We start from the raw sequence: 15980 nt of genomic DNA, 5'->3' as shown, positions 1-15980 counted from the left end.
CGGTCGATCCCGACGAAAGGGATCCGCCGTGCAGAGGCAGAGTTCGACGCCGTGTCGGCTTGGCCAGTTGAGCTACAGGCCTCTACGGGCCTCTACTGGCTCGTCGATCCGTCCGCCCGAACGGTTCGGGCTCCATCACATCGGCAGGGTGCCCGAGGTCGGCGCGAAGTTCGGCCGATGGCTCGACCCGACCATCATGCGGCTGCCCCTGACCTGAGGTCGGTCATGCGGGTGCCGCGGAGCGTCCTCACCGCCATGCCGCCCAATCCTTCACCGCGAACCGGTCGCCGACGCGGCTCACTTCGACCGCGCCTGGCCCGGGGAAATGCGCCGGGAACAGCAGAGCGCCCCGGTCGGCGGCCTCGCCCAGCACGCGGAGCCGGCTGTCCCGTGCGCGGGACTCGTCCTCATCGAAGCTGGCGCAGTCGTCCGGCTCCACGATCTGCAGTGGGCTGTGCAGCAGATCCCCGGCGAACACCGCCCGGTCCTCGCCCGACCGCAGCCACACGACGGAGGAGCCGGGCGTATGGCCGGGGGCCGGCTCGATACGGAGCTGGGCGTCGATGTCGTAGCTGTCGCCCTCCCAGAGCACGGTCTGTCCGGCCTGGTGGACGGGGGCGACGCTGTCCTCGAAGACGTTGGCCATCCGAGGGCCGGAGCGGGTCCGGTGTCCGTTGGCCGGGTTCCAGTAGTCGAAGTCGGCGCGCGAGATGACGTACTGGGCGTTGGGGAAGGTCGGCCGCCACTCCCCGTCGTCCGTCAGGCGGGTGTTCCACCCGACGTGGTCGCCGTGGACATGGGTGCAGATCACCGTGTCCACGTCCTGCGGGCGGACGCCTCCCGCCGCCAGCTCTCCGAGGTAGTGGGTGTTCAGATGGTGGAAGGACGGCATGGCCGGGCGCTCCCGGTCGTTGCCGATGCCGGTGTCGATCAGGATCGTCCGGCCCTCGCTGCGGATCAGCCAGGTCTGGATCATGACACGGATCTCGTCGGCGGCCGGGTCGAGGAAGGCGGGGGCGAGCCAGTCCTCGTGCGCCCGCCAGTGCTCGACGGGCACGTCGGGGAAGACGAAGTCGCGGGCGAGGCCTCTGGCGGGCTGCTCCACCACGCGGGTGATCCCCACGTTTCCGAGCGTGAAGGTGTCCATGCTTCCAGCTTGCGCGCCGGACGGCGCAGACGCTATCGCGCGCATGACCGCACCTTCGGCAGGAGGGGGATGCGGCGCGATACGGCCGGTCGACGGCACCGGGTTGGAGCCCGACGGTGACGATGGCGGGGCGGGGGAGCGACCACAGATCGACCCACCCATGACCAGCAGTTACGGGACGACGCTCAGCGCGGTTCGCGCCAGCCCACGCAGCCAGGCGTGGGCGTGGTCGGTGTCGTAGCGCTGATGCCACGACAGGTATACCGGTGCCGCGGGTAGTTCGATCGGGAGGGGGAGCACGACCAGGCCGAGGTCGGCGACCGCGGACCGCGTGGTGGCTTCGGGGACGCTGACCAGGAGGTCGGAGCCGCGCGCGAACTCCAACGCGGCCGCTTCCGTGGGCACGGTCGCCACCACGCGGCGGGTGAGGCCGAGTCGCGCGAGGGCCTCGTCGAGGGCGTTGCTGAGGTTTCCACGTCGCGAGACGGTGATGTGCTCAGCGTCGGCGTACCGCTTCGCGGTGACGGTCCTGACGCGGGTGAGGGGGTGCCCCCGTCTCACGACGATGGCGAGGCGGCTCCCGCCCACGTTCTCGGCACGGATGTCCGGTGCGCTCGGGCGGTTGGCGTTCGCCTCCAGGTCGACCTCGCCGCGCCGCAGACCGGGGGTGTCGATGCTCGATTCCGCGACGAAACGCAGTCGCACGCCCGGCGCCTGTCCGCGCACGGCCGCGAGCAGTGCGGGGCCGCTCAGGGAGACCAGGGAATCGTGCCAGCGGAGAGTGAAAGTGCGTTCCAGCGTTGCCAGATCGAGGTCACGGCTCGGTGCCAGCACCCCCTGGACCTGGTGCAGCAGCTCGTGCACCTGCTCCCGGACGGCGATCGCATAGGGCGTCGGAGTCATCGTGCGGCCCGTGCGCACCAGGATCTGATCCCCGGTCGTGCGCCGGATTCGGCCCAGACTCCGGCTCATGGCGGGGGCAGTGACGTGCAGGCGCGCGGCCGCTCCGTTCACACTTCCCTCCTCCAGCAGCGCGTCGAGCGCGGCGAGCAGGTTCAAATCCAATTGCATATGAGTAACCCTATGCGTGCCTGACATGCATTTGAAGTTAATTGAGGGGCTGGATACCGTCGAGACCAGGTCGCAAGACGGAACGCACAGCCCGGCCCGACCGGCCTCATCCCCCCTCATCACACGGGAGCACCACCATGCCCGAAACGCTGAAGACCACTGACGTCGCCGCCTCCGACGCCGACCTGCTCGACCAGACCGCGATCGCCGTGCGCGCGGCCGGTTCGGCGCTGCGCGAGCGCTTCGGAGAGGTGATCCGCTACCGGACCCGCGAAGAGCTGATGCGCGCGCTCGCCGCCAACGACGACACGGCCCTCGACATCCTGCGCCCCCGCCTCACGGGCCTGCGCCCGGACGCCGGCTGGGTGGAGGACGAACTGGACGGCGGGGCGCTGCCGCCCGGCGAATGGTGGGTCGTGGATCCCGCCGAAGGCAATGTCAACCACCTGCACGCCCTGCCGGAGTGGGCGGTGACCGCCACCCTCGTGCGCGAGAACCAGCCGGTGCTCACCGTGGTCCACCTGCCGTTGACCGGCGAGACCTACACCGCGCTCACCGGCGCGGGCGCCCACCTCGACGGCAGGCCGCTGCACGTCTCCCGGACCGCGGACCTCGGCCTGAGCATCGTGGCCACCAGCCAGGCCCGGCCGGACGAGGACGAGAAGGTCGTGCGGCGCGTCGGCTCCTCGATCACCGCGATGCTCTTCGACGCCCTCGTCGTCCGCACCGCCGTGCCCGCGACCCTGCACCTGCTGAACGTCGCCGCCGGCAGGATCGACGCCTTCTGGCAGTTCGCCGGCGCCCGCGCGGACCTGCTGCCGGGGGCGCTGCTCGTCACCGAGGCCGGCGGACAGATCTCCGACGCCGAGGGCCGCCCGTGGACCCCGCGGAGCGAGAGCTTCCTGGCCGCCGCGCCCGGCGTCCACGCCGAGGCCGTCGCCACACTCTCACGCTGACCGCACACCGCAACCCGCACGCACGGAAGGACCAGATCATCATGACCGCGATCGCAGTTCTCGGAAACGGCCGCGTCGGCGGCAACCTGGCAACAGCCCTCACCCGGGCAGGGCATGAGGTGACCGTGGCGGACCGCGCGCCGGGCGCCGCCGCCGACGCTGCCCGGACAGCCCACATCGTCGTCAACGCCACCCCGGGCGCCGGCTCACTGGACCGGCTCGTCGCCCTGCGCGGTGAACTGCGCGCCAAGATCCTCGTCGACGTCTCCAACGCCACCGTCGACGGGCCGGACGGGCTGCCCGCCGACCTGATCTACCCCGGCTCCAGCCTCGCCGAGCAACTCCAGGAAGCACTCCCCGAAACGCGCGTCGTCAAGACACTCAACACCATGCTCTTCCCGGTGATGACCGCGCCGGCCATGCTCACCCAGGCGCCCGACGTCTTCCTCTCCGGCGACGACCCGCGGGCCAAGCAGACCGTCCGCGAACTGCTCACCGACCTCGGCTGGCACGAGGAGCGGATCACTGATCTCGGCGGGATCCAGACCGCCCGCGCCACCGAAGCCGCAATCCTGTTCGTACCGCACCTGATTCGGTCCAGCGGATTCGCGCCCTTCGCGATCTCGATCGCCCGCTGATCCGTCACACGGTGCGGATCGCAGCCGTCGCGCAGCCGCACGGCCGCTCCTGCTGATGGTGGCCGCCGTGATGACCGGTGGACTGTCCCTGTCCCAGGGTCCTGTACGACCGGGAAGGACCGGGCCGTGCGCCTGGTGATGCTTCGTCGACCGGGTCTGCGTCCGCCGGGCATACTGTCCCGGCTGCCCAACTGCCGCCAGGATGACCCCGACACCTGTTGACGAGAGGGGCGTACATGGACAGCGTGGAAGTGCCCTGCAGGACGTTCGACCACCTGCTCACAGGCTTCATCCGCAACGAGGCCAACGACGTCGCCATCTACCGCGTCGAAGGTCAGAGCGCGAACCCGGGCGACGCGTTCGGGAACGTGTTCGCCTGGCTGTGGGAGCGCGACAAGGACTCGGCCGTAGCCGCGTTCGCAGGCCTCCTGGCGGAAGCACGGAAGCAGAGCGACGAGGGTGACGAGGTCCGGCTGGAAGAGCTGATCAAGGGCTTGCGCCTCGCACTCCATCGCTCGCGACTTGGCCAGAAGGACGAGTTCTACGAGGTGGAGCGGGTACTGCGCGACCAGGTACCCGAGCACTTCGGTGGACGCACCGACCTTTAGGACCTGTCCGGTCGATCACGTACGGAGCCGGATGGTGAGGGCCGCGGCGGTTGCGGTGCCAAGGAAGTATGCGCTCCGAAACGCTATGACCTGCCATGGTCGGGTCTCTGACCGGGTGCGCGGTGGTGCACAGCGGTCTGGCGGGCTGGCATGCCACAACGCCCTTCGCCCGATTGGAGTGAGGGCGGAGGGCGCGCGTCGGACGCCGGCGGTCCGTCCCGCGTGCCACCATCCGGACCGGCAGCGTCCAGCCGCATCCGACCCGCCTCGCCCCGTACATGCCGGTGGCCCGGCCGGGGCTCACCGCCCCGGCCGGGCCACCTCGCGACAACTCGCGCTCACAGCCGCCTGTGTGCCTGTGCGTCAGCGCTTCGCGCCGCTGTCCTCCCAGTGTTTGGTCACGGGAGTCGCGGTCACGTCGCCCGAATACACCAGCGCCACGCGGTGGTTGTACTGGATCGTGTACTGCGTCTTCGCGCCGGTGACGACCGTCCCGCTGGACTTGAAGTAGTCCACCGTGGCGTTCGGCGGCTGCGTGGCGACGTACGCCTGGCCCGCGGGAAGGCTGTACCCGCTGATCGGGGCCTGCGTCGAGGCGCCCAGGCCGGCCGGGTACTCCGACGCGTCCGGGTAGCTCGACCCGTAGATGGCCACCGGGGTGCTGCCCGCGGCGGAGATGGTCTTCACGCCGTAGGCCTGCTTGGTGTTCTGGCCGCCCGGGTTGTAGAACCACACTTTCGCGCCGCTGAACCAGATCGCCGTCCAGTCGCCCTGCTGGTCGGCGACGACGAACTGCTGGCCGGTCTGCGCGGTGCTGCCCCAGTCGCTGATCTTGTCCGTGCCCGCGGCCGTGCCGTGGATCGCCTGGTCGCCGAAGAGCGGGGCGGACGCGTCAGGCGCGGTGCGCAGGAAGACGAAGTTCGATGCCTGCTGCCGGTCCGTGCACGCGGTCGTCGCACCGGTCGGGTCGTCGATCGGGCACACCTGGACGGTCTGCAGGTTGGTGTCGAAGACGGGGTCGATGGTCACGACCGAGCCCACGGGCGCCTCGCTCCGCAGGCCGCTGAGCGGCGCGCCGAGCAGGCGCATGAAGTGGTCCCAGTCCCAGCTCGGTCCCGGGTCCCAGTGCTGCGAGCGGACACCGGTCAGGCTCGGCCCGGCGACGTCGTCGTGACCCAGGATGTGCTGGCGGTCCAGTGGTATGTCGAACCGGTGGGCCAGGTACTGCACGAGGTAGGCCGTGGACTCGTACTGCGCCTCGGTGTACCAGGTGGCGCCCTGCGCGGCGTAGCCCTCGTGCTCGATGCCGATCGAGTGGAGGTTCGAGGAGTAGTTGCCCGCGTGGAAGGCGATGTCCTTCGTGGCCACCATCTGCGTCACCGCGCCGTCCGAGGACCGCATGACGTAGTTGGTCGACACGCTGTTCGACGGGTTGGCGAGAGCGGCCACGCCGGAGTCGTATGTGCCCTCCAGGTCGTGGATGACGATGGTGTCGATCTTGATGCCGTTGGCGGGGCGGTTCGACGCCTGCAGGCCGGCCGGGGAGCCGGGTACGAAGGTGCACGGCACGGCCGGCGGGCACTCGGTGTCCGTGGCGGCAGCGGCCTTCAGGTGCAGCCGCTCCACCTGGGCGGTGGCGGGGCTCACCGAAGGGGTGGCGTCGAGCCGGACGCGCTGGCCGTCCTTGGTGGTGACGCCGGCGCCGCCGCGGATGGTGGCGAAGACGCGGTTGGCGAAGCCCGCCGCGTCCTGCTTCCGCGTCGACTGGCTGTAGCGGGCGACCGCGCCGTACCACTGAGCGGTGTCCGACGGCACGCCGCCGGCCACCTGCTTCTCGTACGAGGCCAGCAGGGCCGCGCCACCGCGGATGTTCGCCGCGGGGTCCTTGCGCAGCGCGTCCTCGGACAGGCCGGTCAGCTTCGCGGCGGCCTGCAGGGTGTGCAGCGCCGGGTTCGCGGCCATCGACTTCAGATCGCTGCGCCCGACGGCGCCCGCGCCGCCGGAGGCCATCATGGCCGGGGTCACGTCGGTGAGGTGCATGGGCCCGTAGCCGCCGTCGGCGCTGGCCTGCGCGCCGTGCGACTCCCAGGCCGACTCCTGGTACGCCAGGCCGAGCAGGACGCTCGACGGGACGTGGTACTCCGCCGCGGCCGAGGCGAAGTCCTGCTGCCGGGCGCTGCTCGCGGCGCCTGCGGTGCCGCTCGTCGTGTCGGCCAGCGCTGTGATCGGCAGGACGGCGAGGCCGCCTGCGGCCACCGCGCCCATCGCGATCGCGAGCGTCACACGCCGACGCCGCGTCTTCCTCTTGTGCAAGGTGCTGATCCTTACGGGAGCTCAGAAGGGGGAGGTCGTCGAGCACTCCGCTGACCACGTCGCCGCCAGGGACCACGCACGTCGGAGGCCTCGAACGACGGCTACACGACCGGTCATCTACATCCAAACCTGTTCCCATGCGTGAGCCCCGGCCGGCTTCTCTGGCTCCGGAGGGCCGTCGTCGCAGATCAGGGCGTGAGCCGCCCGCACCGGCCACGTTGCCGTGCGGGCCGCCGGCCCATGACGAAGGCACCCCGTGACGACGGACGCCACGGGTAATTTGCTTGACGACTCAATGATCTTACGTGGTCGATGCACGTGAACGCGTTGCGGTCGGGCCACGAAGGTGTGAAGGTCTTGAACGGGTCCTCGCGGCAGGGGACTCGACCCGCTGCCCCCAAGGCGCGTTGCGCTTTCGCCCCTCCCCGTCGCCGTGCTTTCGCCCCTGGCTCCCGCTCGGTGTCCCCCTGCGTCCCCCTGTCACGCTGCCCCCGCTCCTCCGGGCCGGTACCCCGCACCCCCTCGGCGTGCGGTGACGGCGGGCGGAGGGGTGGCGGAACCGGCCGGCGGGGCGGGGCTCCGAGGGGGGGGCAGGGCCACGACGGGGCTGGAGTCCGGATGGGGCGGGGGATCAGAAGAGCAGCTGGGACAAACCCGGACGGTCCTCGGGGCGCGGTCCGAGCGGCCGGTGGAACGTTGATGCGCGTGATGCGGACCCGCATCATCCCAGTTGCCGGAGACGTCATGGCACTCGCGGACGAAGCGCACGACGATGTGGCTGCCGTCGATCGAAGGCCCACAGCTCCTTGCTGAGGCAGTAGTCCGGCACCAGGAGGGCGACCGGACAGAGAGCGTGGACGGCGTCGGCAGGCGCGTCCTCGCCGACCTTGTCGGCTGTCATGCGGACCGCATCTGGGAGAAACGGATCCACGAACTGGTCCGCCCCGACGTCCTCGTTTTGAATGACTTCGCGATGCGCCCACTCTCTGTGGTGCAGGCAGCTGGTCAGCGAGCGGGGCCGATCCCTGATCATCACCAGCACGGGGCGCCCAGCGACTGGTATCTCCTCTTCGCCCGGCTCCACGATCTGGCCCTCACCGGACATCTCACACCCCCCAGGGGGCAGCCTCAGAGGGCGAGGGCGAGGGCGAGGGCGAGGGCGAAGGGGAGGGTGACGGCGACAGGCTGGTCGAGGCAGCGGGTCAGGCCCTCGGTGAGGCTGGTTTGGGAACATCCCCGCATGCGTGGGGAGTAGAGATCACCGGTATGTTCCGCACTCCTCCTTCGGGGACCATCCCGCCGCGCGGGGAGAGTCCTGCGAGAAGGTCTCGGTGATGAGCCCGCCATATCAAGCTGCCGCGGCACTAGCATTCGATCGTGACCGAGGAATGGTATGTCCTCATTGAAGAGGACGCCCGAGAGACCGAACGTGTCGACGGTGGTGAACTGCAGCTGCACCGCTGGACATTGGTGGGCACTCACTACATCGACGGCGGCGAAGAACAAGCCACCGCAGCGGCTGAAGATGCGGCCCTGCACTTCATGCCGAGAGGTCTCGCCCTGCACGCCCGGCCCGGAGACGAGCCGGCCCGGCATGCTTTCCTCACCCAATTCGGGGCCTGGGTGGTACTCATCAGGCAGCGGACCCGCGAGTGCCATATACGAGTGACCACAGCCCAGTTGGTGCACTTCCGGGAAGAAAGGGAAGCGCCGCCGAAGACCCTGAAGCAAAAGCTCCTCGGTGCGGTGCAGGCACCGCCGCCCTCCCCGAAGCCGTGGACACCGCCCACGAAAGCTTGAGAGCGATGGGGCGGCCGAGCCTCCCGGCCCATCGACTCCGCGATGCGCCCGACGGGAGCATCTCCGCGCGTACGGGGAGCAGTCCTTCTTCATCGGAAGCGGCGCCTGCACGGTGCCGGGGCCTCCCCGCGCGCGTGGGGATGGTCCCGCGGCGGCGTCGATTCCCCGAGGGACACCCGCGCGTGCGATACGCCTTGTTCCGTCATGGACCACAGATCGACCGACGACACGCGGGCGGTGACGGGAAGTCGACCGCGAAGGCCGGCCTCGGCCTCTTCCAGTACGGCATCGTCTTGTCCCTGGGCGGTGGTCAGGTGGGGGGCGAGCTCGTCGGACCGGCCGCCGAACGGGGAGCTCTCCGGCCACCGGTCCGCGATCGCCTCGGTGGGCCGGCGAGCGTCGTTCGCGCTGGGGTGATCGCTCTGCCGGCCATCGGTCGGCCGCCGCAGTCGGGGCGCTCCGCACCGCGCACGATCTTGGTCGGGTTCTGTACGGCTGCCGGGCTGTCGCTCGCCTCGACCGGAGGCGGCGTATCGGCCTCGTGTCCAACCTCCGGCTTCGCCACCCAGCCGTCGGCTTCGCCGCCCAGCCCACAGGCTCGATACCGCAGATACCGCGTCCGGCCCTTGACTTTCCTGTCGGGAAAGAGGGATCCTTTCTTTCCTGATAGGAAAGTGAGGGGGTTGTGGTGGACAAGATCGCTCCGGAGCAGGCACGTACCGCCCTTGACGCGGCCGACCGCGCTCGGCGCCGAGTGGCTGAGGAAGTCGGCTTGCCCCGCGGTTACTGGTGGGCCATGGCGGCGGGCTGGGTCGTGCTGGGTGTGCTGAACGACCTGCTGCCGTCCTGGCAGGCTGGGATCGCGACCGTAATCTTCAGCGTGGGTCACACGGTGCTCGCCTCACGGCTGCTCGACGGGCGTCGGCGCACCGGCGAACTGCAGGTGAGTGCGGCCGTCGCTAGCCGCCGCATCCCGCTGGTGGTGGTCGGCATGCTGCTCGGGCTCGTCGTTCTCACCATCGTTGCGGCGCTCGCGCTGGATGCGGACGGTGCCGGGCATGCCGGTATCTGGGCGGCGGTGCCGGTCGCGGCCGTCGTCGGGTTCGGTGGGCCGGAGATCCTGCGGGTGCTGCGTCGGTGGGTGCGGGCATGACGAACGCGCGGTTCGACGAGCTGATCCACCCCAGCACCCGCCTGTCGCTGGTGGCGACCCTGGCAGCTGCCGACTGGGCTGAGTTCGCCTTCCTCAAGGACCGCCTGGCCCTGTCCGACTCGGCCCTGTCCAAGCAGCTGACGACACTCGAAGAGGCCGGGTACGTCGCTACGGAACGCCGCCTCAGCGGCAGCCGCCGCAAGGTGCGCGCCCGGCTCACCGACGCCGGCCGGGAAGCCTTCGACGGCCACATCGCGGCCCTGCAGGCGATCGTTGCCGACGCCACGGCGCCGGCCGCAGGGGGCTCGGCGTGAGGCGGTATCCGCAGTACAGCGGTTGAACCTGCGGTGGTGGCGAAGGGGACAGTGTCCTCAGGCCTCACCCATGGCCCATGAGGACGATCGTTCGGCTGAAGCTTCCTGGAGCTTTTCGCCCTGCACCGCCCTTCACGACACGACCGTACGGCCGTGCACGTCGACAGCCCCGGTCAGGATCCGCACCTGGTCGGGGCTGTTTGCATACCTGTTGCGCGGGCCTCGCGGCGTAGGGGACGTCGGTGGGGGAGGGGCTGGTGTGGGCGCGGTGCCGACGTGTGGGATGCCGCCATCGGCCGGCAGTGCCGCGGGCGACGTCGGCGAGGGTTACGGGCGGAGTGTGGAGCGCCGCGGGAAGGCGAGAAGGTCGTCCCACGGCGCTCGGCTCCGTCCGGTCTGCCTACTTCGCCTCGGCCTCGGCCGGGTCCTTGGTGAAGGCCGCGGCCGTGGTGCGCAGCGGCACCTCCTTGATGAAGAAGGCCAGTACGAAGGCGCCCACCAGCACCACGGCGCCGACCAGGAACGCCACGGTGACCGCGTTCGTGAAGCCGACCTTGAAGGGGTGGGCGAGGACCGGATCGAGGTGACTCAGGAACGACGTGTCGTTGAGCGTGCCCGCCGAACCGGAGGACGCGGAGGTCAGCGTCTTGAGCTGGTCGGGGTGGGCCTGGGCCGCGGCCTGGAAGGCGGCTGTGCCGCGTGCGTCCGCGAAGGCGTCGCTGATCTTGCCGCCCACCACGGAGTAGACGATCGACAGGAACACGGCGACACCCGCCGTACCGCCCATCTGCCGGAAGAACGTGGTGGACGAGGTGGCGACGCCGATGTCGCGCGGCGGGACGGCGTTCTGCATGGCCAGCACGATGGTCTGCATGTTCAGACCCAGACCGGCGCCGACCACGAACATCGAGATGTCGGTGTAGAAGAGGCCACTGTCGGCCGACAGTCGCCACAACATGAGCATGCCGATGACGAGCAGTCCGCCGCCGATGATCGGGAAGATCTTGTACCGGCCGGTGCGCGAGGTGATCTGACCCGCGACGACCGAGAGTGCCATGATGCCCAGCACCAGCGGGAGGGTCAGCAGACCCGCCTTGGTCGGGGAGTTGCCCTTGACGAGCTGGAGGTAGAGAGGCAGCAGGGTGATTCCGCCGAACATGCCGATACCGATGATCATCGACTGGGCGGCCCCGACGGCGAACACGCCGTTACGGAAGAGCCGCATCGGCAGCAGCGCGTCCTCTCCGGCCCGGCGCTCGGCGAACAGGAAGCCGACGATCCCGAGGGCGCCGACGACGTAGCAGACGAGCGAGGAGGTGGAACCCCAGCCCCAGGTCCTGCCCTGTTCCGCGACGATCAGCAGGGGCACCAGTGCGACCACGAGCGAGATGGCGCCCGCGAAGTCGATGCGGTGCTCGCGCCGGTTGTGCTCCAGGTGGAGGACCTTGGCGACCACGATCAGCGCCACGATGCCGATCGGGACGTTGATGAGGAAGATCCAGCGCCAGCCGTCGATGCCGAGCAGGGTGTTCTGGCCGGCCAGCGCGCCACCGACGACCGGGCCGAGCACACTGGACGTACCGAAGACGGCCATGAAGTAGCCCTGGTACTTCGCCCGTTCACGCGGCGCGATGATGTCGCCGATGATCGCGAAGGCGAGGGAGAACAGACCGCCGGCGCCTATGCCCTGGAAGGCGCGGAACCCGGCCAGCATGTACATCGAGGTGGAGAGTGTGCAGAGCGCCGAGCCGGTGATGAACACCGCGATGGCGAAGAGGAAGAAGGGCTTGCGCCCGTACTGGTCGGACAGCTTGCCGTACATCGGGGTGGCGATCGTCGAGGTGATGAGGAACGCGGTGGTCACCCACGCTTGTGCGGTCAGCCCGTTGAGGCTCTCACCGATCCTGTAGATCGCGGTCGAGACGACAGTCTGGTCCAGGGCTGCCAGGAACATCCCGAGGAGCAGGCCGGACAGGATCACCATGATCTGCCGGTGGGTGTAACCGGTTTCCCCTGTACCGGCCGAGCCGATATCGGCGGACGCGGCGCTGGTGGAACTCATGCGGTGGTCTCCTTTTGGCTCGCCGAGGGACGGAATCCCTTCCAGTCCGTGGCTGCGAGCGCCGTTTTGTACGTTTCAAAATCGTCGATAAAGCGCACCAGCAGTGCGGCCAACCTCTCGCGGTCGTGGTTGTCCCATCCGTGGAGCATTTCCTCGAAGTGCGCATCGCGTGACCGTGTCCGGTCGGCGACGGAGCGCCGGGCCTTGTCGGTGGCCACCAGCTGGCAGGCGCGGCCGTCAGCGGGGTCGGACCGCCTTTCGAGGAAGCCGTCACGTACGAGTTGTGCCGCGTGACGGCTCACGGTGGAGGGATCGGACTCGACCAACTCCGCCAGCTTCTTGACACGCATGGGCCCGTTTTTCACCAGCACGCCCATCAGGATCTGGACCGACCAGTCGATGTCGTCGCGAGCCCGGTCCAGCATCTGTGCGCGCGTGCGGATGAACATCCGCATGAGGCGCTCGACGCCCTCGGACAGTTGCCGGATGGGCTGATGGCCCTCGGACTCCCCGGTTGACGTGCTGTGATCCCCCTCCGGGGGCGGATTGCCCATGCCGACGTCTCCCGTGACTTCACCAAGCAGTTGCATGTGTCGCGCAACTATATATCCCTGGCCGGGCGCCGAAGCCGGGGTGGGCGAGATGCGGCGTTCGGAGAAGGCCGGGGCGTCCTGGAAGAGGCAGAGTGCACCTGACGCCGGTCGATGTCGGACGGGGCCCCGCACAGATCGATCAAGGTTCCCACTCGCGTCACCATGCCAGGGGAAGGGCGCGCGGCGACGGATCGGCTGACGGCGCGGTCCGAAGCTGATGCGGATGCGGCGGCACTGTGGGAACGTAGATATATCTGGCCCGTCGCGCTCCCCCCCCAGCGACGGGCCAGGTGTATGCCCGTTCGCGGGAGGGGGTCACGGGGATGGGGGCGTCAGGGCAGGCGGCGAGATGTTCGGCGAGCGCGGCCGGCCGTGCACGCCGAGCATGGCCCCTGCCTTCTCGGCCGTGCCGAAGTTGCGCACAGCGGCCGTGCCAACGGCGACGGCGATACGCTGAGGGCATTGCCTGGGATATCGGGGGGATCATGAACAGGCTTCCGGCGTACACGCTGACGGGCGTTGCGCTGCTCTCGGCGGCAGCTTGTACCACTCACGGCCAGGCGTTTCAGGCCGGGACACACAGCCCGACCGCGTCGATCGCTGCGGCCCGCACGGCTTCACCGCAGGCCACAACCGCGGCCCGGAACGCGGTCATTGAGGCCGCGAAGTCCACCCTGCTGGCAGAGGTGTCCACCAAAGACCTTCCCGGCTACGCGGGGATGGCCACCGCCAGCGTCGGCCAGGGCGCAGCGTTGTTCGTCTGGGCGACCACCGACGGCCGTTTCTGCTCGGGGACAGGTGCGGCGAACGGCGGGTCCACCGTGTCGACCTGCACCGCGTCCCCCGGCGACACCGCCTTCTCATCCCACCCCAAGCTCCTCCCCCTCGTCACGATGGGAGCGATCGGTACGAGCCAGAACCTCGTGATCGGCGCGGACCGGGAAACCGTCCAGTCGGTGACCTGCAACGGCACGCCCCTGACATTCCGACGGCTCGCCGGCGTGCTGGACAGCAGGCGCGCGCTCTACGCCTTCGACCTCCCCGGCCGGACCGGCGGATCCGTCACCGTGACCGTCGTCCGCGCTCACACCCCTGGCACGGAACACGTGAAACTGCTCTGGGAGCGGCACAAGGGCAGCCCGACCTGCAGCTGACGGAGAGTGGCGTGCGGCCTCGCATGATCGGTGGCGACCAGGCGTCACCGTGGTCGTGGGCATCGCACACAAGACACCGGCCAGTTGCCGGAGGCGGCGAAATTCCTGCGCCGCCTCGGGGGCTCTCGGGGGTGCTCGGACCGGTGTGTCGCGTGTGGGTGGTCACAGATGAGCCACGGCGTCTTCCCGCAGGTAGGCGAACAAGGCTCGCACCTCCTGCGGGTCGTCGCCGACCGTGGTGAAGGAGAGGATCGCCTGCAGGATGCGGCGGGCGAGGTTGCCGGTTGCCTGGACGTCCGCACCGGCGGCGAGAGCCCAGCCGGACATCATGGTCATCGCCACCGAGGTCATGTGCGGGACGAGGCCCTTCTGCAGCTCTGCCAGTGCCTCCTGCTGGTCGGCTCCGTCCAGGTTGGCGATGCCGGTCACGATAAGCACCATGCAGTGCAATCGGCTGGCGCCGTACTGGGCGACCAGCTCCGCAAGCGGTCGCTCGCCATGCCCGCTCTGCACCAGAACGGCCAGTGCGTCGTCGTCGCGGGCCCACGCCGCTTCCAGCGCGGCGACGGCGCGCATGACCTGATCAGCAGTCAGCTCTGGTGGCATGAGCCATACCGTAGCCATCCCAGCACGGCCCCGGGTGCGACCAGGACCGGAAGTCCCCTGTCCGGGTGAGGAGGCGGACCGGCGCGACCAGGGCGTCGGCTCCCGGCGGCACGAGGCAGTGCCATGGCCACCAGGGCTGAGGACTGCTGGAGTCCGGGAGGCAAGGAACCAGGCGTACGGAGCAGTCCGGCGGCCGTGGGACTCCGTGGGCCGGCACGGCGACGTCGGGGACCTGGTTCCGCTCCCGACGAGTGCCCTCCTGGTCATGGCACCCCGGCCGGGGCCGCTTGCGTCGATCACGCGGATGTCGTGGTGTGGGGGATGTCGGCGGGGTGGGGTCGGGTGGGGGCGGTGCCGGCGTGCGGAGTGGCGCCGCCGGCCGGCGGCGGCGCCGTGGCCACCGCTCGCCGCCGTCCAGGTGCCGGCGGTCGACGGGCCGCAGCAGCCGCCCCGCGCCGAGGACCCCCGCCGGCCGGTGCCGAGCGGGGTCGGCGTAGCGGGGCGTTCGTCAGCACCGCGCGCACACCGAGCCGAGCCGCCGAGCCCACGGTGCGCGCGGCCGGCCGCAGAGATCCGGGACCCGAACAGCAGGTGGGGTCAGTCCCAGACCAGGTTGAGGGAGCGTTCGAAGTTGGCGTATCCGGCTCGGGCGAAGGCTTTTGCCATGGGGACGTTGCCGAGGTCCGTCGATGCCCTGATCCGGTCGACGCCCTCGGCGGCCAGGATACGGGTGCCCTCGGCGAGGAGTTCGTCGATGTAGCCGTTGCCGCGGTGGGCGGGCAGGACACCGATGTACGCGATGATCGGGTGGTAGCTGTTGCGGGCCGGGATCACGAAGCCCACCGGGCCGCCGCCGTCGGGCAGTTCGGCGATGCGCCACCATTCGTGAGGGCTCTTGAATCCGGCGAACTCCCCGTCGTAGTGCCGTTCGGCGGCCTCACGCGGGCTCAGTCCGGATGCCAGGTCCGCCTGGCCGTGGGCGTCGAGGGTGCCTTCCATGACCGGGGTCATCAGGGCGAGGAGGTCCTCGCGGCCGGCCACCGGGCGGAAGACGAGACGGTCCTTGGGTTCCGGGAGCGGGGACGAGGGCGTCCACTGCAGCCGCAGCCGCTCGACCAGCAGGCGTGCGCCGGTGCTCTCCAGCACACGCGTGCGGGATTCGACCACCGCGCGGGCCGCGGGGTCCTCACGCCAGTCGGGCGGGACGAAGCGGCCGTACTCCGGGAGCTGGGCACCCGCCGGGAAGACGGTCGCGGTCGCCGTCTTGAACAGTCGCAGGCCGATCTCGTCGCGGTCGGCCTCGGGCAGCGTGTCGTCGATGTCGAAGAAGTCGAACTGCACCGGGATGTCACCGCCCGGTGGCGCCCACCAGGCGAGCCGGGCGAGGAGGCGGTCGCCGTCCAGGGCCACCCAGGTCCACTCGGGGCGGCGGAATCCGTTCGCGAAGTCGTCGCTCAGCTCGTGGTCCAGGACGTAGCGGAGCCGGCAGAAGAGTTCGAGCTCCTCGGGGCCGGTCAGAGGTCGGTAGCTCACCGATGTCGGTATCAAGTCAACTCCTGTGCAGG

At 69.9% G+C, this 15980-nt stretch carries 16 protein-coding genes; 8 read left to right on the top strand and 8 right to left on the bottom strand.

Translation table 11 applies throughout. From position 1 onward, the window contains the following. The first annotated feature begins 67 nt into the window (after positions 1–67). Positions 68–217, top strand: a complete 150-nt coding sequence (locus OHB41_RS45955) for a hypothetical protein (protein ID WP_266707674.1) — start codon at positions 68–70, stop codon at positions 215–217. 30 nt (positions 218–247) lie between these two features. Here OHB41_RS45955 and OHB41_RS45950 read toward each other — a convergent pair whose 3' ends face one another. Both OHB41_RS45950 and OHB41_RS45945 read right to left on the bottom strand, forming a co-directional pair. Next, entirely contained in the window at positions 248–1147 is a 900-nt protein-coding gene (locus OHB41_RS45950) for an MBL fold metallo-hydrolase (RefSeq protein WP_266707672.1), read from the bottom strand. Between the two features lie 171 nt (positions 1148–1318). Further along, a complete protein-coding gene (locus OHB41_RS45945) occupies positions 1319–2218 on the bottom strand; it encodes a LysR family transcriptional regulator (protein ID WP_266707670.1) in 900 nt (299 codons plus the stop codon). A gap of 137 nt (positions 2219–2355) precedes the next feature. Between OHB41_RS45945 and OHB41_RS45940 the strand changes: the two genes are divergently transcribed. The 3 genes from OHB41_RS45940 (at position 2356) to OHB41_RS45930 (ending at position 4420) form a co-directional block, all read left to right on the top strand. Then, entirely contained in the window at positions 2356–3174 is an 819-nt protein-coding gene (locus OHB41_RS45940) for a 3'(2'),5'-bisphosphate nucleotidase CysQ (protein WP_266707668.1), read from the top strand. A 41-nt stretch (positions 3175–3215) separates the two neighbouring features. Next, entirely contained in the window at positions 3216–3812 is a 597-nt protein-coding gene (locus tag OHB41_RS45935; protein ID WP_266707666.1) for an NADPH-dependent F420 reductase, read from the top strand. Positions 3813–4048: 236 nt separating this feature from the next. After that, a complete protein-coding gene (locus OHB41_RS45930; protein WP_266707664.1) occupies positions 4049–4420 on the top strand; it encodes a hypothetical protein in 372 nt (123 codons plus the stop codon). Between the two features lie 363 nt (positions 4421–4783). Here the strand turns inward: OHB41_RS45930 and OHB41_RS45925 are convergent, their stop codons facing one another. Further along, positions 4784–6733, bottom strand: a complete 1950-nt coding sequence (locus OHB41_RS45925) for an N-acetylmuramoyl-L-alanine amidase (RefSeq protein WP_266707662.1) — start codon at positions 6731–6733, stop codon at positions 4784–4786. Between the two features lie 742 nt (positions 6734–7475). Then, complete coding sequence (locus tag OHB41_RS52165) at positions 7476–7838, bottom strand: hypothetical protein (RefSeq protein WP_323138544.1); 363 nt, start codon at positions 7836–7838, stop codon at positions 7476–7478. Between the two features lie 272 nt (positions 7839–8110). On the opposite strand from OHB41_RS52165, the gene OHB41_RS45915 reads away from it, so the two are divergent. The 3 genes from OHB41_RS45915 to OHB41_RS45905 all read left to right on the top strand — a co-directional run bounded on the left by OHB41_RS45915 (position 8111) and on the right by OHB41_RS45905 (position 10000). Next, complete coding sequence (locus tag OHB41_RS45915) at positions 8111–8533, top strand: hypothetical protein (RefSeq protein ID WP_266707660.1); 423 nt, start codon at positions 8111–8113, stop codon at positions 8531–8533. A gap of 688 nt (positions 8534–9221) precedes the next feature. Beyond that, positions 9222–9686: a hypothetical protein gene (locus tag OHB41_RS45910; RefSeq protein WP_266707658.1), complete on the top strand. Its 465-nt coding sequence runs from the start codon at positions 9222–9224 to the stop codon at positions 9684–9686. After that, a complete protein-coding gene (locus OHB41_RS45905; RefSeq protein ID WP_266707656.1) occupies positions 9683–10000 on the top strand; it encodes a transcriptional regulator in 318 nt (105 codons plus the stop codon). Before OHB41_RS45910 ends, OHB41_RS45905 begins: the two co-directional genes overlap by 4 nt. Before the next feature lie 400 nt (positions 10001–10400). Here OHB41_RS45905 and OHB41_RS45900 read toward each other — a convergent pair whose 3' ends face one another. Both OHB41_RS45900 and OHB41_RS45895 read right to left on the bottom strand, forming a co-directional pair. Continuing rightward, on the bottom strand, positions 10401–12062 hold the full coding sequence (locus OHB41_RS45900) for an MDR family MFS transporter (protein WP_266707654.1): 1662 nt from the start codon (positions 12060–12062) through the stop codon (positions 10401–10403). Continuing rightward, positions 12059–12652 (bottom strand): MarR family winged helix-turn-helix transcriptional regulator, encoded by a 594-nt coding sequence (locus OHB41_RS45895; protein ID WP_266707652.1) that lies wholly within the window; start codon positions 12650–12652, stop codon positions 12059–12061. The genes OHB41_RS45900 and OHB41_RS45895 overlap by 4 nt, the downstream gene beginning before the upstream one ends. 488 nt (positions 12653–13140) lie before the next feature. Here OHB41_RS45895 and OHB41_RS45890 point away from each other — a divergent pair, with 488 nt between their 5' ends. After that, on the top strand, positions 13141–13809 hold the full coding sequence (locus OHB41_RS45890; RefSeq protein ID WP_266707650.1) for a hypothetical protein: 669 nt from the start codon (positions 13141–13143) through the stop codon (positions 13807–13809). A gap of 162 nt (positions 13810–13971) precedes the next feature. Here the strand turns inward: OHB41_RS45890 and OHB41_RS45885 are convergent, their stop codons facing one another. Both OHB41_RS45885 and OHB41_RS45880 read right to left on the bottom strand, forming a co-directional pair. Further along, complete coding sequence (locus OHB41_RS45885) at positions 13972–14415, bottom strand: hypothetical protein (RefSeq protein ID WP_266707648.1); 444 nt, start codon at positions 14413–14415, stop codon at positions 13972–13974. A gap of 597 nt (positions 14416–15012) precedes the next feature. Beyond that, positions 15013–15948: a GNAT family N-acetyltransferase gene (locus OHB41_RS45880; RefSeq protein WP_266707646.1), complete on the bottom strand. Its 936-nt coding sequence runs from the start codon at positions 15946–15948 to the stop codon at positions 15013–15015. Positions 15949–15980: the final 32 nt, after the last annotated feature.

The sequence above is a fragment of the Streptomyces sp. NBC_01571 genome (genome assembly GCF_026339875.1).
Lineage (GTDB): Bacteria > Actinomycetota > Actinomycetes > Streptomycetales > Streptomycetaceae > Streptomyces.
This window is presented reverse-complemented; position numbering and strand designations above follow the sequence as displayed.